Origin of the sequence: Thalassospira sp. MCCC 1A01428 (assembly GCF_002115825.1) — a bacterium.
Taxonomy (GTDB): domain Bacteria; phylum Pseudomonadota; class Alphaproteobacteria; order Rhodospirillales; family Thalassospiraceae; genus Thalassospira.
In genome coordinates, this window is the sequence record NZ_JFJZ01000008.1 from 133,858 (window position 1) to 155,830 (window position 21,973).

Below are 21,973 nucleotides of genomic sequence, written 5' to 3' on the forward strand. Positions count from 1 at the left end.
GTGCTGTATATCAACACCTATATAAAAACCAACCGATGCCCCCTTAATCACACCTGACCACACCGGTATCACCGCCATAATTTGCCCTAACTAAGCCTCATCTACCCCACAAATACCGTCCATAGAGATATCCGGGACATAGTTGCAGGGCAAATTCGCATACAAATTCAGGCAAACCATGCGGGTGTTAAGACAAAGCGCGTTACGCTGCCCCGCCAAAAGGAAAGCCGAAAAATGGCAAAAAACAATTTTCGTTTCGTGATCGGAATTTTTGCGCTGGGCCTAAGCGGTGTTTTCGTCAGTCCGGCCCAGGCAGACCCGCCCCCATGGGCGCCAGCACATGGTTACCGCGCAAAAGGCGGGCCAGACGGGCATCCCGGCAAAGGGCCGGGTTTCAAAAATGGCCCTGCCATTCATAATGGACACGATTTTGGCGCAGATGGTTTTGGTGACCTGTTTTTGCCAAATGGTAATATCCTGCAATGCAACCGCGACGTAATCGGGTCAATTCTGGGCGGTGTCGCCGGGGCCGCGGCGGGCTCGACAGTTGGCAAAGGTGATGGGCGCCTGCTTGCCACCATTGGCGGGGGCATCTTTGGAATGTTGGCGGGAAATGCCATTGGATCAGGCATGGACGCCACCGATCAGGCCTGCGGCGGTTATGCGCTGGACCGCCTGCCCGACGGTCAAACTGCGGTCTGGACCAATCCCGACTCGAACCAGCAATATGGCATTACCCCGGTAAAAACCTTCCAGAACGAAAACAGCCAATATTGCCGGGAATATAGTGCCACCGTCAAAATCAACGATGCGCGCCAGCAAACCTATGGCACCGCATGCCTGCAATCCGACGGGTCATGGCGTATCCTGTCGTGAAATCGATGCGATAAAAATAAAGCCTGACTGCACGTTAGCAGACGTGCAATCAGGCTTTATGCACGTCTATAGGTTGAAAATTCTCCCTGACAATCAATGCCCTAGCAGCAATTGAATGACTTTGAAGTAAAACAATTTACCTTTACGTCACTTTGCGCTACATTACGGCAACAAGAACACAAAAACAAAATCAACAAACGTCCAGGGAGGATTTCGTGGATAACAGCATCCTCGAAGCCGTCGAAGCCAGATTACCGCAATTGCGGGGGCTGAACGCCGTTGTCGCCTTTGATTGTGGTGATGATGGCAGCATTGTTGTTGATGCAACCGGGCCAACCCCGGAAATCAGCGATGATGATGTTTCGGATGCCGATTGCATCCTGAAGATTTCCCAAGCCAATTTACAAAAACTGATCACCGGAAAACTCGACCCGATGCTGGCCTTTACACTGGGCAAGCTCAAGGTAAAGGGGTCCATGGGCATCGCCGCCAAGCTGTCCTCCATGCTGGACTGACGGCTTTTCTGTTTTTGATCGGGGTTGGGGAACTCTTATGTCTCGAAAATTATTGGGCGGTGTCGCCACTGCTTGCGCAATTTTTGCTACACTTTATGCCGGACTGCACGGTGCCAAAGCCGATGAAACCCTGAATTACAAGGTGTTCAAGGATGGCGACCCGATTGGTTTTGAAAAAGTGGTGTTAAGCGATACAGCCGACGGCCAGATCGCACATATCACCACCGAAACCTCTGTCCAGGTGCTGTTTTTACAGTTCCACTATCATCATGACCGCACAGAAACGTGGAAGAATGACCATCTGGTTTCCGTCAAAGCCGAAACCGACGATGATGGCACCCCTTATGCGTGGCTGGCGGAATATGAAGGCGATTGTTACGAAGTCGCCGGAAAGGGTGTTCCACGCCGTGAAGAATGTAACGCGGCCTGGCCCCTGACACTGTGGCGCGAAGATATTACTGCCAAAACAAGCCTCTATAGTGTCATCGACGCAGCACCCTATGCGGTGTCGGTCACAAAAACCGTTGATACCAGCCTGACCATTGATAACCGCAAAATCCCCGCCACCCACTATGTGATGACCGGGGATGTTGCCCGTGACCTTTGGTACGACAAAGACGGTAAATTGCTGAAAACCAGCTTTAAGAAAAAAGGCTATGACATCGATTTTATCAGGGTCGATGCCCAATAAAGCCTGACCAATAAAATGCGGGCGCAAAAAGCGCAACAGCACCGAAATCGTTTCTAGGGAGAAACAAATGACAAAGACGTTGAACAAAGCCTGCCTTTGTGCGGCTGTTTCGGGTACCGCGTTCATAGCCGCTATGGCTATTAGTGGCGATGCACAAGCCTCGGGCTTTCAGCTTCGTGAAGTTAGCGGCAGCCTGCAAGGCTCATCCTTTGCTGGCATGTCGACTCAGACTGACGATGCCTCGCAGATGTTTTTTAACCCGGGCAGTGTCGGCCAGTTCAAGGAATCAACCTACTCCGTCGGCTCTAGCCTTGTTATGCCAAATGTAAAGCTTAAACGCGGCAGCTTTACAGCGGGTGGCCTGACCACTGCCGCTGGCAGTGTCTCAAATGCAACCTATGGCGATATGGGCCAGGACGCTCTGGTTCCCAACGCACATGCTGTTTGGAAGCTGAGCAACAACGTCAATTTCGGTATTTCGCTTACTACGCCATGGGGGCTGGTCACCGACTATGAAAGCGACTTTGCCGGTCGCTTCTTTGGCACAACTTCGTCAATCAAGACCGCAAACGTCAAACCGGTTCTAGCATATCGCTTCGATAACGGCCTGGCCATTGGTGGTGGTGCACAAATCCAGTATATGGATGCCCGCCTTGCAAAGGCCGTGGGGTATGGCGCGGGCGAGGGTAATGGCGACGTCACTGGTGACGACCTTGCCGCAGGCTGGACCGCCGGGTTGAACTGGGAACTGCCAACCGGCACCCGCATCGGTGCGTCCTATGTTTCAGAAATCACCCACAACCTGAAAGGCGACATTAAGTTTGACAGTGCCGCCAAAGCCGGTGGTTATCGTGATCAAAGCGCTGAAGCCGATGTTACAACGCCAGAATATATCACTCTTGGCGTAGCTCAGGACATTGGCGAGAAATGGACTGTAATGGCCGACGGTCAATGGACCAATTGGAAATCAATTGACACGCTGACCTTTAATTATGGTGGCGATACGAACGTCGCAGCTTTCGCACCGGGGGTTGAGGACAGTAGCTCGGAAGTTTATAACTGGAGCAGCTCTTGGTTCGTCTCGCTGGGTGCCAAATACCGCTATGATGAAAACTGGACGTTCCGAGGCGGTGTTGCCTATGACCAGACGCCAATTTCGGATGAATACCGCTCTGTACGCATTCCGGATTCAAACCGTTACTGGCTGTCACTTGGCGCATCCTACAAGGTTGCCGACTGGGCTGACGTAAGCTTGGGCTACACCCACATTTTTGCCCACAACGCGACCGTGGATCACTCAGAAGATAATATCGGCTCCTTCCAGGGCCAGTATGAATCCAAAGTCGACATCATCGCCCTGCAAGCAAAATTCCAGTTCTGATCCTATATAATACCGGTACGGGTGTTTCCTGACGGATCGCACCGTACCGGGTTTTTTTGCCGCGAAAGTGACGTTAACGTAATGGAGTTAACGCGGATGATCCAAATGAACATTCAACAAGCCCCCTCGACCGCACCCGGTGTCGATATGACAACGCCAATCACGCCACGGCTGGTTCATGATATTTTCGACGATGCTGCACATGTTTTTGGCAACCGGCCCTGCATCGATTTTCTGGGCCGTATATATGACTATCAGGAAATTTCCGACCAAATCGACAAGGTTGCCGAGGGGTTTCGCCAGCTTGGCGTGCGCAAGGGGGACAAGGTTGGCCTTTGCTTGCCCAACACCCCGTATTATGTGGTTTGTTACTATGCCGTACTGAAATGCGGCGGCGTGGTTGTCAATTTCAATCCGCTTTATGCCAAACGCGAAATTGCCTTCCAAATCAATGATTCCGGTGTGCGGATCATGGTCACACTGAACCTGAAACAGATTTATCCCAAAGTCGCCGCCTGTCTGGATGAAACCAGCCTGCGGCGCATTGTCGTGTGCGAAATGAGCGACATTTTACCTGCCGTCAAAAGTGTTCTGTTTTCGCTTTTCAAACGCAGCGAACTGGCCGATGTCCCGCACGATTTACGCAATATTCCCTATTCGCGCCTGGTAAATTGCCCGCCCTTGCAAAAATCCTGCGGTGCAACCCCGGATGATCTGGCGGTTTTGCAATATACCGGCGGCACGACTGGCCGTCCCAAAGGCGCGATGCTGACCCACGCCAATCTTAGCGCCAATGTCGAGCAACTTACCCGCTGGATGCCAAATGCGCGGCCGGGGCAGGAAGTCACATTATGCGTTTTGCCGTTTTTCCATGTTTTTGCCATGACGGTTGCGCTGAACACCTCGATTAATATGGGCGCAGAACTGGTTTTACAGCCCCGCTTTGAACTTGAAGCGTTGCTTAAGGCGCTGGATCGCAAAAAAGTGACCATTTTCCCCGGTGTGCCGACCATTTACACCGCAATTAACAATTCCCACGAAACCGTGAAACACGACCTGTCATCAATCCGATGCTGCATTTCGGGGGGCGCGCCCCTGCCCGTCGAGGTAAAACACCAGTTTGAAGACCTAACCGGTGCCAAAGTGGTTGAGGGTTACGGCTTGTCCGAAGCTAGCCCGGTTTGTACCTGCAACCCGCTTTTGGGTACCAACAAGGAAGGGTCCATCGGCATTCCGATGCCCGGGGCCGGCGTGGAAATAAGATCGCTGGACGATAAAACCCGCACCCTGCCCGATGGTGAAAAAGGTGAACTGTATGTTCGCGGACCTCAGGTTATGACCGGATACTGGCAAAACCCCGAAGAAACCGCTGCCTGCCTGAAGGATGGCTGGCTTGCCACCGGTGATGTTGGCTATCGCGACCGGGAAGGTTACCTGTTTTTGGTCGACCGCCTTAAGGATGTCATTATGTGCGGCGGATATAACGTTTATCCGCGTGCCATTGAAGAAGCCCTCTATCTGCATCCCGATATTGCCGAAGTTACCGTGATCGGCGTTCCCGATTCCTATCGCGGTCAGGCACCCAAGGCATTTGTACGTTTAAAGGATGATGCGGACCCTCAGGCCATCACACCTGAAACATTACGTGCCTTTCTGGAAGATAAAATCTCGCGCATTGAAATGCCCCGGGAAATCGAAATGCGTGACGAATTACCCAAAACAATGGTCGGTAAATTGTCGAAAAAAGAGCTGATCGATGAGGAACGCCTGAAAGCCGGTAACCATGTCTGACGTGAAGAGTCTGCGCACAGATGACAAAAAAGAAAAATCAATGTGACGTTAACGTAAATTAGTTGACGTATAGATAAAAAAATGTACCAATAGGGTCAGAAAATGACGAACATTGACAACCGGATCTATACCGTTCCCGAACTGGCAAAGGATTTGGGCGTCACACCGCGAACCATTCGGTTTTACGAACAAAAAGGACTGGTTTCCCCGCAACGCGCAGGTAGCACCCGGGTCTATACGCGATCAGACCGGGCCAGAATGTTGATCATTTTGCGGGGCAAGCGACTGGGTTTCAGCCTGAGCGAGATTGCAGATTATCTGGATCTTTACGGCGCTGATCCAACCCAGACCGAACAAATCAGAATGCTACTGGGCCGGGTTCGTAAACGGATGAAAGAATTGACCGAACAGCGTCAGGCGCTGGATGTCACACTCGATGAATTGCGCGACATCGAACAACAATCGATTGATGCGCTTAAAGAAAAAGGACTCGATCCGGATACGGAATAAAACCGCACCGGCATCGCAAAAAAGCTCAGGAAGGAAGACCCGCTATGACCAATGCTGTTATCGTCGGCTATGCCCGATCCCCCTTCACCCCGGCGCGCAAAGGTGCGCTGGCTAAGGTTCGCCCCGATGATCTGGCCGCCCAGGTCGTCAAGGCGCTGGTGGAACGATCCGGCATCGATCCCAATGCCATCGAAGACCTTATTCTGGGCTGCGCTTTTCCCGAAGGGGAACAGGGGTTAAACGTTGCCCGACTGGTCACGTTTCTGGCCGGGCTGCCACGTTCGGTGGGTGGGGTAACGGTCAACCGGTTCTGCGGCTCTTCCATGCAATCCATCCATCAGGCGGCAGGTGCCATTGCCATTGGCGCAGGCGATGCTTTTATCTGTGCCGGTATCGAAAGCATGACCCGGGTGCCGATGATGGGCTTTAACCCCATGCCGAACCCGGCCCTGTATAAAGAAATGCCCGAAGCCTATATCGGCATGGGCGACACCGCCGAAAATGTCGCAAAAAAATGGAACCTGTCGCGCGCCGATCAGGAAGCCTTTGCCGTTGAAAGCCACAAACGGGCGGCCGCTGCGCAAAAGGCGGGTAAATTTAGCGACGAAATCATTCCGATCACCACCCCCGATGGCATTGTTGACCAGGATGGTTGTATTCGCGCCGAAACCACCGCCGAAGGGCTGGCTGATTTAAAACCGGCTTTCCGTGCCGATGGTGTTGTTACCGCCGGGACCTCCTCGCCTTTAACAGACGGGGCATCGGCTGTGCTGGTTTGTTCTGAAGAATTTGCCAAGGCCAATGGCCTAACCCCGATCGCACGGATCAAATCGGTCGCGATTGACGGCTGCCTACCCGAGATTATGGGCATTGGCCCGGTCGGATCCAGCAAAAAGGCCCTGAAACGGGCGGGCATTACCGCTTCTGACCTGGGTGTTGTTGAACTGAACGAAGCCTTCTCCTCCCAGGCGATGGCCTCGATCTCCGAACTGGGCCTTGATCCCAAAACCGTCAATATCGATGGCGGGGCCATTGCCCTGGGTCATCCGTTGGGGGCGACAGGTGCCCGCATCGTTGGCAAGGCAGCCGCCCTGATGAAACGCGAAGGCGCAAAATATGCCCTGGCCTCACAGTGCATTGGTGGTGGCCAGGGGATCGCGACGGTTCTGGAGGCAATGTAATGGCTGAAATCAAACAGGTCGCCGTAATCGGCGCCGGCGTTATGGGGGCGTCCATCGCGGCCCATATCGCCAATTCGGGAACCCCGGTTCTGTTACTTGATATCGTGCCCGAAGGGGCCAAAAACCGCAATGCCGTGGCTGAGGGCGCGGTGGCAAAGATGCTGAAAACCGACCCGGCCCCCTTTATGAACAAACGGGCGGCAAACCTCATCACTTGCGGCAATATCGAAGATGACATGGGCAAACTGGCCGATTGCGACTGGATTGTCGAAGCCGTCATCGAACGCCTTGATATCAAACAGAACCTTTATCACAAAATCGATGAAGTCCGCAAAGCAGGCTCGGTTGTGTCGTCCAACACATCAACCATTCCGCTGGCAACCCTGATTGAAGGCATGCCAGCCAGCTTTGCCAGTGATTTCATCATCACCCATTTCTTTAACCCGCCGCGTTATATGCGCCTGTTGGAACTGGTTTCCAGCGGGGAAACCAATGATGGCGTGGTGGATATGGTGGCGGCGTTTGCCGATGAAAAACTAGGTAAAACCTGCGTTGTCTGCCATGACAAACCGGGCTTTATTGCCAACCGTCTGGGCGTTTACTGGATTCAGGCCGCGATGGTCGAGGCCATCGATGCCAAATTAACCGTCGAAGAAGCCGACAGCGTTATTGGTCGCCCGTTTGGCATTCCCAAAACCGGGGTCTTTGGCCTGATGGATCTGGTCGGGCTGGACCTGATGCCCCATGTGCAGTCCAGCATGGCCGGTGCCCTGCCCAAATCGGACCCGTTCCATGCCATTTACCGCGAATCCGAGCTGGTTTCCAAACTTATTGCCGACGGCTATACCGGCCGCAAGGGCAAGGGCGGGTTTTACCGCCTTAACCGCGAAAATGGCGGCAAGGTTAAAGAATCGGTCAATCTGCAAACCGGTGAATTTGCCAAATCGGAAAAAGCCCGGCTGGAAAGTGTAAAGGCAGCGGGCAAGGACCCGCGTATCCTGATGCAAAGCCCGGATAAGGGCGGTAAATATGGCCGGGCCGTTATGGCAAAGACCCTCGCTTATGCCGCCTTCATCGCCGAAGAAGCCGCCAACAGCATTGTCGATGTCGATGAGGCAATGAAGCTGGGCTATAACTGGAAAACCGGGCCGTTTGAACTGATCGGCGACATTGGCGTCGATGCCCTGATTGCCATGCTCAAGGAAGACGGTATTGATGTGCCGCCGCTTCTTGAACGCGCGGCGGGCAAAAGTTTTTACAAGGTTGAAGACGGCACCCTGCATTATCTGGCATTCGATGGCAGCTATCAGGCCATCACCCGCCCCGAAGGCGTGTTGCTGCTTGAAGATATCAAACGCAAATCGGACCGTATTCTGGGCAACCGGTCGGCATCGCTGTGGGATATTGGCGACGGTGCTGTTTGCCTGGAATTTCATACAAAAATGAATGCGCTGGATGCTGATGTCATGGCGATTGTGAAATCCGCCATTCGCACAGTGAAAAAGCAATACAAGGCACTGGTCATTTACAACGAAGGCAGCAATTTTTCCGCCGGGGCCAATCTGGGTCTGGCATTGTTTGCTGCCAATATTGCCGTTTGGCCGGAAATTGAAAATCTGGTTGAAACCGGCCAAATGACCTATAAGGCGCTAAAATATGCCCCCTTCCCGGTTGTGGCGGCCCCCAGCGGGTTGGCACTGGGCGGCGGGTGCGAAATTGTGTTGCATTCCGATGCGGTGCAAGCACACGGCGAAACCTATATCGGGCTGGTTGAACCCGGTGTCGGGCTGGTGCCGGCGTGGGGCGGCTGCAAGGAAATGATCCGCCGCTGGGCCGAAAACCCCAAATTCCCCAAGGGGCCCATGGCCGCCAGTGCCAAGGCATTTGAAATCATCAGTGTCGCCACTGTGGCCAAATCGGCCTATGAAGCCAAGGAAAGCCTGTTTCTGCGCCCCGATGACGGCATCACCATGAACCGCAACCGTTTGCTGTTTGATGCCAAGAAGCGTGCCCTTGCCATGGTGGACGGATACCAACCACCCGAAGAAATGGTGTATCGCCTGCCCGGCGAAAGTGCCCGTGTTGGTTTTGAAATGGCGGTTGATGGTTTTTACCGTTTGGGCAAAGCCACCGATTATGACCGTGTGGTGGCCGGTGAACTGGCAACGGTTCTGGCCGGTGGCAACACCGACGTTACCACCGAACTTTCCGAAGACGACATGCTGGAACTTGAACGTGACAGCTTTATGCGTCTGGCCCGCAACCCCGGCACGCTGGCGCGCATTGAAACCATGCTGCTGACCGGCAAACCGCTGCGGAATTAAAGGACAGAAAAATGGCTGAATTTAAAGCACCCCTGCGCGATATGCGTTTCGTCCTGACCGAACTGTTTGATTTCAACGACATCAACCAGCTTCCCGGTTGCGAGGATTTCACACCCGACGTGGTCGATGCCATTCTGGAAGAAGCCGCCAAGGTGTGTGAGGAAGTCCTGCAACCGATCAACCGCAGTGGCGATGAAGAAGGCTGCACCTGGGACGACGGTGTTGTTACGACCCCGAAAGGTTTTAAGGAAGCCTATAAAACCTTTGCCGAAGGTGGATGGACCGGCATTGCCTGCGACCCGGTCTATGGCGGGCAAGGCGCGCCGAAAACCCTGAATGCCCTGGTCGAGGAAATGACCTGTTCGACCAACCTTTCCTTTGGCATGTATCCCGGCCTGTCCTTTGGTGCCTATGCCGCCCTGCACAGCCACGCATCGGACGCGCTCAAAGACAAATACCTGCCCAAAATGGTTGCGGGCACATGGTCGGGCACCATGTGCCTGACCGAACCGCATTGCGGCACCGATCTGGGCATTATCCGCAGCAAGGCCGAACCGCGCGATGACGGCAGTTATGCCATTACCGGCACCAAAATTTTCATTTCTGCCGGTGAACATGACCTGACGGAAAACATCATTCATCTGGTGCTGGCCAAACTGCCCGACGCGCCCAAGGGCACCAAAGGCATCAGCCTGTTTGTGGTGCCGAAATTTATGGTCAATGACGATGGCACCCTTGGCGATCGCAACAGCGTCAAATGCGGTTCGATCGAACATAAAATGGGTATCAAGGCATCTTCGACCTGCGTGATGAATTTTGACGGTGCCATTGGCTGGCTGGTGGGGGAACCCCATCAGGGCATGCCCGCAATGTTTACCATGATGAACCAGGAACGGCTTTCGGTTGGTATTCAGGGGCTGGGACTAGGCGAAGCCGCCTATCAGGGGGCTGCTGCCTATGCCCGCGACCGGTTACAGGGCCGCGCCCTGACCGGGCCAAAATCGCCCGACAAAGAGGCCGACAGCCTGTTGGTTCACCCCGATGTGCGGCGCATGTTACTCACCCAGCGGGCCTATAATGAAGGGTCGCGCGCAATGGGCATTTGGGTGGCCCGCGCGCTGGACACCATGAAGCATCACGAAAATGCCCAGGTCCGCGAAGAAGCCGACGAATTTGTTCAGCTTATGACACCCATCGTCAAAGCCCTGTTTACCGACTGGGGGTTTGAAACCACCAATATCGGTATGCAGGTATTTGGCGGGCACGGCTATATCCGCGAATGGGGCATGGAACAATATGTGCGTGATGCCCGCATCGCCCAGATATACGAAGGTACAAACGGCATTCAGGCACTGGACCTGGTAGGGCGTAAAATGGGGGCCAAGGCCGGGCGTTATTTGCGCCGGTTTTTCCACCCGGTGCAGGAATATATCGAAACCCATGTGAATGACGACGGATTGGGCGAATTTGTGCAACCGCTGGCAAAGGCCTTTATGCGCCTGCAACAGGCCACAGCCGAAATTGCCCAGCGCGGTATGAAAAACCCCGACGAAGCCGGGGCCGCAGCCACCGAATATCTGCGCCTGTTCGGTCTGGTCGCCGTGGGTTTCATGTGGGTGCGCATGGCCGAAATTGCCCTGCAAAAACAGGATGATGACAATGACGGTTTCTATAAAGCCAAGCTGGTGACAGCCCGGTTTTACATGGAACGCATCCTGCCGCAATCAGGTGCCCTGTTTTCCTCCATCATGGCCGGTTCCAAAACCATGATGGCGATGGACGAAGACGCATTCTAACTTGTTTCGGGTCCACAACTTCCTTTTAAAACCGCACAATAGCGGGAAAATTCGGGGCAGACGATGAATTTGATCTTTCGCTTGATCCGCATTTTGTTTTTGGGGTGGTTGCGGCCCGCCATGCACCCGATGGATCCGTCGGCACTGGCATTTCGTACATGGCCGACCGATCTTGACATCAATATGCACATGACCAATTCGCGCTATTTTGCCCTGATGGATTTGGGCCGCACCGAATTGATCCTGCGGACCGGTATTTTCCGGCTGGTGTTAAAACACAAATGGCAACCGGTCGTTTCGGTATCGACCATGCGGTTCAAACGCGCCATCAAACCGTTTCAGCGCTTTCATCTCGAAACACAGGCGCTGTATTGGGACGAACAGGGGTTTTATCTGGAACAACGCTTTGTTGCCGACGGTAAAACACTGGCGCTGGCCGTGGTCAAGGCAGTGTTTGTTGGGCGCGGCGGGGTTATTCGCCCGGCCCATATCTGTAATGAACTGGGCATGATGGACCCGTCGCCCGATGTTCCCGACTGGTTAAGTGGCTGGCCCGACATCGAAAATGCCATTGAAGAACGACTAGGTGCAATTTAACCCGGCCCGAACCACCCCGCAGATGCCCAAACCAAAGAAGGCATCATCAAACAAAATACCAATAGATAACAGGACCGCCTTTGCGCGGGGAGGAAGCCAAATGACATCGCAAGATGCTGTTACCCTGAACATTGAAAACGATGTTGCCACCATCACCCTGAACCGGCCAGACCGCATGAACGCCCTTGATGGCGCGATGATCACAGGTTTGTTGGCAGCACTAGACCAAATCGATACCGAAATGGAAAATATTGGCGCGGTTGTCATCACAGGTGCCGGCGGCACTTTTATGGCCGGGGGCGATGTAAAGTTTTTTCACACACTTGGTCAAATCCCCGCTGACGAAGCCCAACCCAAAATCGCCGCCATGATTGATAAGGTTCATCAAATCATCACCCGTCTGGCCGATTTACCCCGCCCGGTTATCGCCCGGCTTAATGGTGCTGTTGCCGGGTTTGGCATCAGCCTGATGAATGCGTGTGATCTGGCAATTGCCAGCAATGAAACCGTTTTCACCCTGGCCTATTGCCATATAGGCACATCCCCCGATGGTGGATCTACCCATTCGCTGGTTCGGCTTGTCGGCATGAAAAAAGCCAAGGAAATTGCCTTTTTGGGGGACAGGTTTGATGCCAGCGACGCCCTGCGTCTGGGGCTGATTAACCAAATGGTCGCCCAGGATGAACTTGATTGGACCACCGCCAAACTTGCCAAACGATTGGCCGCCGGCCCGCGCGCGGCATTGGCCCGAACCAAAGCACTTCTTAATTCCGCACCGGACCATGATCTGCACACCCAACTGGCCGCCGAGGCACAATGCTTTGCCCAATGCGCCATCAGCGATGATTTCCGCGAAGGTGTGGCTGCTTTTGTTGAAAAGCGCAAACCGGCCTTTAACCGCACTTAAACCAGGCCACAAAAAACAGAAAACCGTACCCGTCCGACCACTGTTAAACAAAATAATATTCAGGGAAAAATCATGGCCGACCTCAAAGGCAAAACCCTTTTCATTACCGGGGCATCGCGCGGCATTGGCCGTGAAATTGCCCTGCGCGCTGCCCGCGATGGGGCGCATATTGCAATTATCGCCAAAACCGACGAACCGCACCCAAAACTGCCCGGCACCATTTATAGCGTGGCAAAGGAAATTGAAGACGCAGGCGGCAAGGCCCTGCCCCTGAAAACCGATATCCGCGATGAAGACCAGATCGCCGCTGCCGTGGCACAAACCGTCGATCATTTTGGTGGCATTGATATCCTGATCAATAATGCCAGTGCGATTAACCTGACGCCGACATTACAAACCCCGATGAAACGTTATGATTTGATGGCCCAGGTTAATACCCGTGCGACATTCGCCTGTGCCCAGGCCTGCCTGCCCCATCTGTTAAAATCGGATAACCCCCATATTTTAACCATGTCGCCCCCGCCAAACATGAGCCCGCACTGGTTTGCCAACCACCCCGCCTATACCATGTCAAAATACGGCATGAGCCTGGCAACCTTTGGTCTGGCTGCTGAATTTGCCGATGATGGCATTGGCGTTAATTCGTTGTGGCCGGTCACGGTTATTGAAACCGCCGCCTTAAACATGATCCCCGGTCTTGAAGCAGGCAGGGCACGCAAACCGCAAATTCTGGCTGATGCCGCCCACGCCATTTTAACCAGCCCGGCACGGCAAGTAAGTGGTGGTTTTTTCACGGATGAATGCGTGCTTGCAGCCATCGGCATTAACGATTTTGAGGCCTATAACCTGACACCGGGTAAAGAGCCCTTTCCCGATTTCTTTTATGAAGCCGATAAAAACGGTGCCAATGCCCCGCATGTCGCCGGGTTGCTGAAAATTATTGGCGCACATTACCAAAACTGACCGCGCAACGGCGCGGCACGCTGCCGACGCCAGATTGCCACTACATTAAACAATTCGTCCGTTTTGCCAGTTTGAAAATCATACCATTCGTCGGTATCGGGGCCTTGGCCCGGATACCACAATAGGGGCCAAACCAATGACGGGGCGGCCCCATTCGCCCGCGAACTCGACCCGCCCCCTACCGGGCGGGTTCTTTTTTGCGCATAGCGGCCTGTCAGAAACGGGCTAAAAACAAAAGTGCCGCCGGGCTTTGGTACCGGGCGGCATCTTTTGGGCAACCGGAATTGTATTCCGGCAAAAATTTTTAAATCAAACGATTACGAAGCGCGTGTTTCAAGCGTCTGGCGCGGCATCACACGTTCCTGACGGGCCGGAGTCGGCAACATCATCTGCGCCTGCAAGGCCATATTCAAATCCTGGCAGCCCTGATTGCGATCTAGAAAACGTTCACACCAGCCCTTGTTTTCGTTGGCTGATAAAAATGCGCAGCGCAGCATGGCAAACTTGTTGGCGCCATGTGTCGCTTCGTCACCCGTTACATGGGACAACCATGTTGCAATAGCTGTGTGGGCAGCTTCATCAAGCATGTCCTGCAAATTGCCCTTGGCAACCGCACCAACCATGTCGTCACGCAGAGCCGCACGAAGTTCGTTCACCAAACGATCTTCAGCAATCTCGCTGCGAACACCAAAGGACCGGGTCCATGCGCGTGCCGTTTCATTCAACAACCGCGACATTGCTGCCGGTTCGTTCGACGTACCTGAATTTGAAATTTCCACGTTACTCATTTCAACCATGATGCATTCCCTGCTCGGGTTATGTGAAAGTTAACTGCAACTTTCTTGTTGTCGTTGATCTTCACAATGCCCTGAATATAGTCCGAATCTTTGCCGAAACTTAGACGTTTTTGTGGCAGGGGCCATGCAATGCCCACATGGGGCCATACCAATTATGCGTATATTTTTTGCTGGCTAAGCCGAAGTTTTTTCAGGGCTTTCTGCCCCGATCAAATGCTGCCCGGCCATAATCTGGTCCAGCGGCTTTACCGGCCACGACAAAATCTTGAGCTTCTCTTCCTTTGTCAGCGCCTCAACCCCCAAACGGGCCAGTTTTTCATAGATAATGCCCACTTCAATCTGGGTACGGCGATCAGGCTTGCGGGCAGGCAACAACGCACTGTGCAGGGCATTGGCATAAGGATCTTCGATCAATTGCAGCAATCCGTCGCGCACATCGTCGCCCGGGTGGTCATCCATCAGTCGATATAACGATGCCAGTTCTTCGGGCGTTGCGGTTTCTTCAGGGGTCAGAAACAGCTTAAATTTGCGCGCCTTTTGCCCCAGCCACAACAGGCTGGACCAATGCGTTAACCAGGGCGACAAAACCAGCCCGGCCAGAATAGGCGTTAACCACCAGAAAAACGCACTATCGACGTAAAGCGCAATCGCGCCCCAAACCAGACCAACAATAATAATGCCGATATGGGTTTTGACAGCCGCCATAAACGGCACACCGGTATCGTCACGTTCCTGCGCATCCCAGCCAACCTGGTTCCCGGTTAAAACCGAAAACACAAACCGCGAATGCAGGGTCATCATAATTGGCGCCTGAAGTGCGGAATAAACCATTTCCAAAAGGCCGCTTAACAACACGGCGGCCCCGCCATATTTGCGCCGGTCCCGGCCCAAAAACACCATGAACACCGAAATCACCTTGGGTACAATCAACATGCCAATGGTGAAAACCAGCAACACCACCATTTCCATCGACCGGTCAACCGGCCATTGCGGAAACATCGTGAACTGCCCCGGGAAAAAGCTATAGGTCAGGCGCGAATTTTGCAGTGTTGCAATGGTCGAACTTAACAGCAGCAAAAACCACAATGGCGAGGACAGAAAGCTCATCACCCCCATAAAGAAATGCAGGCGCGACAGCGGCAAAAAGCCCGGCGCGAAGAAAAGCCGTGCATGTTGCATGTTGCCCTGGCACCAGCGCCGGTCGCGTACGGCAAAATCAATCAGGTTTGGCGGTAACTCTTCCCAACTGCCTTCCAGCTGCGGGATCAGCCATACCCGCCAACCGGCCTTACGCATAAAGGCGGCCTCGACAAAGTCGTGACTTAAAATATGGCCGCCCATCGGCGGCTTACCCGACAAAACCGGCAAGCCACAACAATCGATAAAGGCCTGCACCCGGATAATGGCATTATGGCCCCAATAGTTGGAACTGCCCATGCACCAAAACGCCAGCCCGGCCGACATGGTGGGGCCGTGAACCCGCGAAATGAACTGCAAAATACGGGCAAAAAGGGTGGACCGCCCCGTTGGCTGCGGCGGACTTTGAATAATGCCCGAGTCCGGGTTGTTTTCCATCAGGTAAGCCATATTCACCATGGCCTCGCCCGACATCACGCTATCGGCATCAAACACAATCATATGATCATAGTTCGATGCATAGGTTTCGCAGAATTCCTTAAGATTGCCCGATTTACGTTCGGTATTCTCCGAGCGACGACGGAAGAATATTTTTCCGCGCGCATTTAGTTCCGCACAGGTACGCGACCATGCCATTTCCTCGGCAATCCAGATATCAGGATCGCGGGTGTCAGACAGAACAAAAAAATCAAAGGCATCAATTTCGCCCGTGGCGACCAGGCTTTCATAACTGGCGCGCAAACCGGCAAAAACCCGGTCCGGGCTTTCATTATAAACCGGAATAACCACCACGTTTTTTGATTTCAGCTTACCTTTGCGGTTAATCGGCTTCATCCGGCGCAAGGTGATGGCATCAATGCTAAAGGCGCGCAGGAAAATACCGACAACCCCGGTATAAAATGACAACGCGATCCAGGCGAAGTTAATGGTGAAAAACGTAATCACCACCATTTCCATCGCCGTTAACTGGTCAGCGCCCAAAACATCCGACATCAACCACGCGGCGTAAAACGTGGTTACCAGGGCTGCACCAAACAAAAATATGCGCCGCACCACCGACGATGGCCCGGCAAGCTTAACGGCCGGGTCAAGTTCTTCTGGGGTACGGGGCATCGCCGGGCTGTCGGTCATTAATTTTGTTCCTGAGCAGAAAGGGCTGTTTGGAAATTACACACATAAAAATTCGGGCAGGCCGAACGCCGCGTTAAAATGCCCACGGCATCGTCCAGGTTTCGCTAATGACGCGATCCTTGTAATGCAGAAAAGCCCGCAGGTTTGATGTTGGTGTTTCACCCGTCCCGGCCAGATCAAACGTCATCCGCACGCCGCCATTCTCCGCATCTTTTTCCACCCGGATATTGCTGACATTGGCATTCGATGCACTGACATCGGCCTGAAGACTGGCAATATCATCCATATAATAATCCAGGTCGCCACCACGGAAATTCAGAATAAAGCGGTGAATACCACCATTATCCTCGTCCCCGCCGGGGATTGGCGCAATACGTGTATCAAGTGCGCGTGCCATGCCATGCAATTCGCGACCATCGCTCATGGCGGTTAGATCATAGGAAATTTGCAGTTCATCGCCTGCTTTTGGCTTGGTGTCCGGCACCCAGAAGGCAACGATGTTTTCGTTGGTTTCATCGGGCGAGGGAATTTCAACAAGTTCCACATGGCCCTTGCCCCAATCCCCTTTCGGCGTAATCCAGTAACCGGGGCGTTTTTCAAAATGTGCGCCGGCATCCTGATAATGGTCAAAATTGCGATCACGCTGCATCAGGCCAAATCCACGCGGGTTCTGATCCAGAAACGAGCTGATCTGCAAATTTTTGGGGTTATCAAGCGGCCGCCACAACCATTCACCCTGGCCATTATGAATCAGCAAGCCATCGCTATTATGCACTTCGTTGCGATAATCATCAAAATGGCGGCGTTTTTGCTCGCCAAACAGGAACATGCTGCTCAGCGGGGCAATCCCCAGTTTTTGAATTTGATCGCGGAAAAACAATGTCGCCTTGATCGACGAAACAGTCCGTTCACCCGGGAAAATATCAAATTGATAGGCGCCGGTCACACGCGCACTGTCTAGCAACGCATAAACCGTAACCTTGCCCCAGGGGTCGGTCGGCTGTTCAACCCAAAATTCACGAAATACCGGAAATTCCTCGCCCGACGGCCCCGCCAGATCAATAGCAAGGGCACGCGCCAACTGGCCGCGCACCTGATCACGGCCCATAACACGGAAATAACTGGCCCCTAAAAAAGATGCCAGTTCTTCATTACTTTTAACCGAGTCGAGCGGATATTTAAGGCGGAACCCGGCATAGCCCTGCGCCCCGACATTATTATCGGAAAGGCCCGTATCGGCAAAATCAAACAGACTGGATGAATAGGGAACCGGCTGCGTTTTACCATCCCTGATCAGATTAATGCCAACCGGCACATCATACATATAACCAGGATGATACAGCTCCATCGAAAAACCGGTGGCGGAATCCTTTAAAAATGCCTGATCTGCCTTGAATTTGATTTTGGCATATTGTGCCGCATCCAGATCGGCCAGCGCACCGGGCAATTCACGGTGCGGATTTTCAAACGGCTTTTTTGCCAGTTCACGCGCGCGATCAATGACCAGGTCCGGACTAAACGGCGGTTTCTGGTCAGCATTGGCCGCCTGGGCATTGTTATCACCGGCCTTCGCCGCATCACCCGTATTAACGGCATCATTTGCAGCATCCGCACCCGGCGTTTGCGCATTTTCGCCTGCGGCAGAACCCTCAGCGCTGGCCCCGCCATCCGTTGCCGGGGCGGATTCGCCATTTCCGGTATCGGTTTTTGGCTCGTCACCACCGGCATTGCCCGTGGCCTGCGCCTGCTCGGCCGTCGGGGAATTATTGGCATTTGCCGTCGCTGCCGCATTATCCGCGGCTGGCGCTTTGCCGGTTCCATCATTAGCCGCGTCTTGCGTCTCGGCCACAGGCACGGCTGATTGTGGTGCCGCGCCATCCGTGCCGCCACTATCGGTGGCAGCTAACGGTTCATTCTTTGCCGGGGCCGGGGCAGCAGCCTGCTTTGTTGCAGCGCCCGCCTTGCTATTTGCGGCCAAACCCGGTTGCGCCCCAAGGCACAACGCGGCAATAACAAACGCGGAAACCATCCCCATCCGGGAAACAGAAAAGCCTTTCCGTGCGACACGCTGCTGGTCAACCTGCTGGCAAATTTGCATTTTTTTCACGCCGAAACCTTTGTTTGAATGCCTTGCGGGCTTTTGCACGATGAACGGGGCAGCAATGTGACAGCATGGAACAATCATCAACGACGCCCCCGCCCGGTCGATCTTGCCTATACGGATTTAGGCCCTGTTTAAGGTCTTGAAAAGCCAGTTTTTCGCATGTTCAACGCAGGGGCGATGGGAATGTTTCCACAAACCGTGCCAGAAGCATGAAAAACCTTTGATTTTTTGAAATTGTGCGTCGCAATAAATTCACCAGAATTATGCCTGCCCGGCATCGTCGCCCGGTAAAGTCCCTCTCAAATTCAGTGCAATTTTTGTTGAAAAACAAGGCTTCCATGGGAAGGAAACCGTCATTTCACGGTTATTACCAGCCCACACATAAAGCCGACCTCCCCAAAACGGTGCTTTATTTTGCAAAGCAACAAAACCCTGAATTGCAATTTTGATTCACCGATACAATCGTGTTTAATTTTAACGATCTATACTTGGGTATGGATGCGATTTTAATAAAAAAAACCAGTGCGAACCGAGTCCGCACCGTTCTTACACCACCGATTATGCCAAATCCCGAAAACCGGGACCAATCATCGGGCCGTTATCTGGCAGGCAAACCTACTTCCTGATACACACAAAACTATGCGCCCGTGGCTATGCAACCGCCCCGATAAACAGGTCTTGCCAGCATAAACATCAATTATGCAAAAATCGGCTCCCCGAATATATGCCTCCCCCTCGCCCTGTATTGAGGTCCGGCAATCGACATACCGCCACGGTTTATTTTCAAATCAGGGGTAACGGAGCAAACTCACCAAACATCCCATGATATGATTTTGCCGGAGGCTGGCCATAGGTACTGTGTTTGCTGGTAAAAAGCTTCAAGGCTGCCATGCCTTCAATCATTTTAATTGCGGCCTGTACCCCGTCAATCACCGGCACACCCAGGTCATTTTTTAAGCGATCCGCAATGTCGGTCATGCCGGCACAGCCCAGTACAATCGCCTCGGCACCGTCGCTTTGCAAACTTTTGCGCGCGGCATCATGTAAGGCGGTATAGGCGATTTCGGCCTGCGATCCTTCAAAATCAAGGGTCCGCACCCCGGCTGCACGCACCACACAATCGCGATCCGCGCCATATTTACGCACCAGATGTTCCAGCGGGCGCACAGAAACCGCCATCGGTGTCACAATCGCATAACGCCCGGCAAGGGCCTGGGCAAAGCGCACCGCCCCTTCACACAGCCCCATCACGGGGGCGGTAGTCAAACATCGGGCGGCATCAACGCCGGTATCGTCAAAACAGGCCACGACATAACCTTCAATCCCGGTGGGGTCGATCTCGCGGATAACCGATAACAGCCCCACGCTGGCAAAGGCTTCGTCATAATAACCTTCAATGCTATCGGGGCCAAAGCGTGGGTTCAGGGCCAGAATTTCGTTATGTGGAAAGGCAATTTTGCAGGCCTGCTCGCGTATTTTATTGGTAAACCCCGCCGACATGTTGGGGTTGATGATGGCTATTTTTGACATCTTAGCGGCCTCACCCTATCGCCTTGCGACGGCGCAACAATAAAACCGCCCCAAATGCCAAACCAATGATGACAAAGGAAAATACGGTGGTTAACGTGCCCAGCGCATAAAGAACCGGCGTTGTGACATTTGTGGTCATGCCATAAATTTCCAATGGCAAGGTATTTAGCGAACCAGCCGTCATCAGGGTGCGGGCAAACTCATCGTAAGACAGGGTAAAAGAAAACATCGCCACGCCGATCAGGCTGGGGGCCACCATCGGCAACACCACATGGCGAATGGTTTGCCAGTTCGACGCCCCCAAATCGCGGGCGGCTTCCTCGAACGAGGGATCAAACCGGTTAAACACCGCAAACATGATCAAAAGGCCAAACGGGAATGTCCAGGTCAAATGGGCACCAAGGCCGGAACTGTACCAATGCGGCTGGATCTGAAAAATATTGAACAGCAGGCCAATGCCCAGCGAAATCAATATCGAAGGGACAATCAAACTGGCAATGGCAAGGTAAAAAACAAAGGTGTCACCGCGAAAGCGCCGCCGAAATGCCAGCCCCGCCATAAAGGATACGACAACTGTTACCACCATAACAATTGCGCCAAGTTTCAATGACCGCAGAAAAGACCCGCCAAAGTCGCCCACTGCCTGTTGCTGAAACAGGTTAACAAACCAGTGAAACGAAAATCCGTTCATCGGGAATGTCAGCCCGCCATTTTCGCCCTGAAAAGACAGGATAAAAATGGTCAGCATCGGCCCATATAAAAACAGCACAAACAGGGCAAAAAATGCGGCAAGGATATAAAAGGCCGTGGGCCGTTTTTCGCGGGTTCTGACCATGTTAAAGCTCCTTGCGAATATCGACGAGGCGCAAAAGGGCGGTGACGATCAGCAAAACCGTAATCAGCAACACAACCGCACTGGCCGCTGCCGCCGGATATTGCAACAGCCCGATCTCATTGGAAATTTGTAACCCGACCGAGGCACTTTGCCCGCCGCTCATTAGTCGCACGGTAATGAAATCGCCCATCACCACCGTAATGACGAAAATGGAGCCAATGGCGATGCCCGGTTTGGAAAGCGGTACAATAATATGACGCAGCGTTGCCCAGCCACTGGCACCGTTATCGCGCGCGGCCTCGATCAATGACCGGTCAATGCGCATCATCGAATTGAAAATCGGCACCACCATGAACAGCGTATATAAATGCACATCGGCCAGCACCACCGCGAAATCGGAAAACAGTAAAAACTCAAGTGGTTCGTGAATAATGCCGGTCCCCATCAATGCCTGATTAAGCAAGCCATTGCGTCCCAAAAACGGGATCCACGAAATCATGCGGATGATGTTTGAGGTCCAGAACGGGATGGTGCACACCATAAATAAAATGATCTGCCAGGTTAAACTGCGCACATGAAAGGCCAGAAAATAAGCCACGGTAAAACCGATACCCAGGGTAAAGGCCCAGGTCAGGGCGGCGTATTTGAACGTATTTAAATAGATTTGCCAGGTCACTGACGACCCCAGCAAGTAGCTGTAATTCTCAAAAATGAAATCAGGCAGGATGCGGTATTCATCGTAATCCCAGAAACTGACCACAACGATGGTCAGCAATGGAATGACCAGAAAAATGGCAAACACCAGCGCCATAGGCGTGATCAGAAAATAGGAACCGCGTTTGGAATTGGGTGCTGACATGCCATCCCGCCAAAATCAGAAATCGTGAAAAAGGTTCGCCGTCATGGG

The 21,973-nt window shown here is 53.2% G+C and carries 18 protein-coding genes; 12 read left to right on the forward strand and 6 right to left on the reverse strand.

Annotated elements, in window-relative coordinates:
- Nucleotides 1–234: 234 nt before the first annotated feature.
- The 12 genes from THS27_RS09190 (at nucleotide 235) to THS27_RS09245 (ending at nucleotide 13,532) form a co-directional block, all read left to right on the forward strand.
- Entirely contained in the window at nucleotides 235–876 is a 642-nt protein-coding gene (locus THS27_RS09190; protein WP_085590057.1) for an RT0821/Lpp0805 family surface protein, read from the forward strand.
- Between the two features lie 215 nt (nucleotides 877–1,091).
- Nucleotides 1,092–1,391, forward strand: coding sequence for an SCP2 sterol-binding domain-containing protein (locus tag THS27_RS09195; RefSeq protein ID WP_085590059.1), 300 nt, complete (start codon nucleotides 1,092–1,094; stop codon nucleotides 1,389–1,391).
- Between the two features lie 37 nt (nucleotides 1,392–1,428).
- Complete coding sequence (locus tag THS27_RS09200; protein WP_085590061.1) at nucleotides 1,429–2,082, forward strand: DUF6134 family protein; 654 nt, start codon at nucleotides 1,429–1,431, stop codon at nucleotides 2,080–2,082.
- Between the two features lie 67 nt (nucleotides 2,083–2,149).
- Nucleotides 2,150–3,463, forward strand: coding sequence for an OmpP1/FadL family transporter (locus tag THS27_RS09205; protein ID WP_085590063.1), 1,314 nt, complete (start codon nucleotides 2,150–2,152; stop codon nucleotides 3,461–3,463).
- Between the two features lie 96 nt (nucleotides 3,464–3,559).
- Nucleotides 3,560–5,254, forward strand: coding sequence for a long-chain fatty acid--CoA ligase (locus THS27_RS09210; protein WP_085590065.1), 1,695 nt, complete (start codon nucleotides 3,560–3,562; stop codon nucleotides 5,252–5,254).
- Between the two features lie 102 nt (nucleotides 5,255–5,356).
- Nucleotides 5,357–5,764 (forward strand): MerR family DNA-binding transcriptional regulator, encoded by a 408-nt coding sequence (locus THS27_RS09215; protein ID WP_085590067.1) that lies wholly within the window; start codon nucleotides 5,357–5,359, stop codon nucleotides 5,762–5,764.
- Nucleotides 5,765–5,808: 44 nt separating this feature from the next.
- The gene (locus THS27_RS09220; protein WP_085590069.1) at nucleotides 5,809–6,945 is read left to right on the forward strand and encodes a thiolase family protein; all 1,137 of its coding nucleotides are present in this window, start codon (nucleotides 5,809–5,811) and stop codon (nucleotides 6,943–6,945) included.
- Nucleotides 6,945–9,269, forward strand: a complete 2,325-nt coding sequence (locus tag THS27_RS09225; RefSeq protein WP_085590071.1) for a 3-hydroxyacyl-CoA dehydrogenase/enoyl-CoA hydratase family protein — start codon at nucleotides 6,945–6,947, stop codon at nucleotides 9,267–9,269. The genes THS27_RS09220 and THS27_RS09225 overlap by 1 nt, the downstream gene beginning before the upstream one ends.
- An 11-nt stretch (nucleotides 9,270–9,280) precedes the next feature.
- Complete coding sequence (locus tag THS27_RS09230; RefSeq protein ID WP_085590073.1) at nucleotides 9,281–11,065, forward strand: acyl-CoA dehydrogenase C-terminal domain-containing protein; 1,785 nt, start codon at nucleotides 9,281–9,283, stop codon at nucleotides 11,063–11,065.
- A 63-nt stretch (nucleotides 11,066–11,128) separates the two neighbouring features.
- On the forward strand, nucleotides 11,129–11,662 hold the full coding sequence (locus THS27_RS09235; RefSeq protein ID WP_085590075.1) for a thioesterase family protein: 534 nt from the start codon (nucleotides 11,129–11,131) through the stop codon (nucleotides 11,660–11,662).
- A 100-nt stretch (nucleotides 11,663–11,762) separates the two neighbouring features.
- On the forward strand, nucleotides 11,763–12,569 hold the full coding sequence (locus THS27_RS09240) for an enoyl-CoA hydratase/isomerase family protein (protein WP_085590077.1): 807 nt from the start codon (nucleotides 11,763–11,765) through the stop codon (nucleotides 12,567–12,569).
- Between the two features lie 72 nt (nucleotides 12,570–12,641).
- Nucleotides 12,642–13,532 carry an NAD(P)-dependent oxidoreductase gene (locus tag THS27_RS09245; RefSeq protein WP_085590079.1) on the forward strand — a complete coding sequence of 297 codons (891 nt, stop codon included), beginning with the start codon at nucleotides 12,642–12,644 and terminating at the stop codon, nucleotides 13,530–13,532.
- A 317-nt stretch (nucleotides 13,533–13,849) separates the two neighbouring features.
- On the opposite strand, the gene THS27_RS09255 is transcribed toward THS27_RS09245, so the two are convergent.
- The 6 genes from THS27_RS09255 to THS27_RS09280 all read right to left on the reverse strand — a co-directional run bounded on the left by THS27_RS09255 (nucleotide 13,850) and on the right by THS27_RS09280 (nucleotide 21,925).
- A complete protein-coding gene (locus THS27_RS09255; RefSeq protein ID WP_246832906.1) occupies nucleotides 13,850–14,329 on the reverse strand; it encodes a hypothetical protein in 480 nt (159 codons plus the stop codon).
- Between the two features lie 174 nt (nucleotides 14,330–14,503).
- Nucleotides 14,504–16,597: a glucans biosynthesis glucosyltransferase MdoH gene (gene mdoH / locus THS27_RS09260; protein ID WP_085590082.1), complete on the reverse strand. Its 2,094-nt coding sequence runs from the start codon at nucleotides 16,595–16,597 to the stop codon at nucleotides 14,504–14,506.
- A 73-nt stretch (nucleotides 16,598–16,670) separates the two neighbouring features.
- Entirely contained in the window at nucleotides 16,671–18,695 is a 2,025-nt protein-coding gene (locus THS27_RS09265) for a glucan biosynthesis protein (RefSeq protein WP_246832910.1), read from the reverse strand.
- 789 nt (nucleotides 18,696–19,484) lie between these two features.
- Nucleotides 19,485–20,231, reverse strand: a complete 747-nt coding sequence (locus tag THS27_RS09270) for an aspartate/glutamate racemase family protein (RefSeq protein ID WP_085590084.1) — start codon at nucleotides 20,229–20,231, stop codon at nucleotides 19,485–19,487.
- A 10-nt stretch (nucleotides 20,232–20,241) separates the two neighbouring features.
- Complete coding sequence (locus tag THS27_RS09275; protein ID WP_085590086.1) at nucleotides 20,242–21,066, reverse strand: ABC transporter permease; 825 nt, start codon at nucleotides 21,064–21,066, stop codon at nucleotides 20,242–20,244.
- A gap of 1 nt (nucleotide 21,067) precedes the next feature.
- The gene (locus THS27_RS09280) at nucleotides 21,068–21,925 is read right to left on the reverse strand and encodes an ABC transporter permease (protein WP_085590088.1); all 858 of its coding nucleotides are present in this window, start codon (nucleotides 21,923–21,925) and stop codon (nucleotides 21,068–21,070) included.
- Nucleotides 21,926–21,973 lie beyond the last annotated feature (48 nt).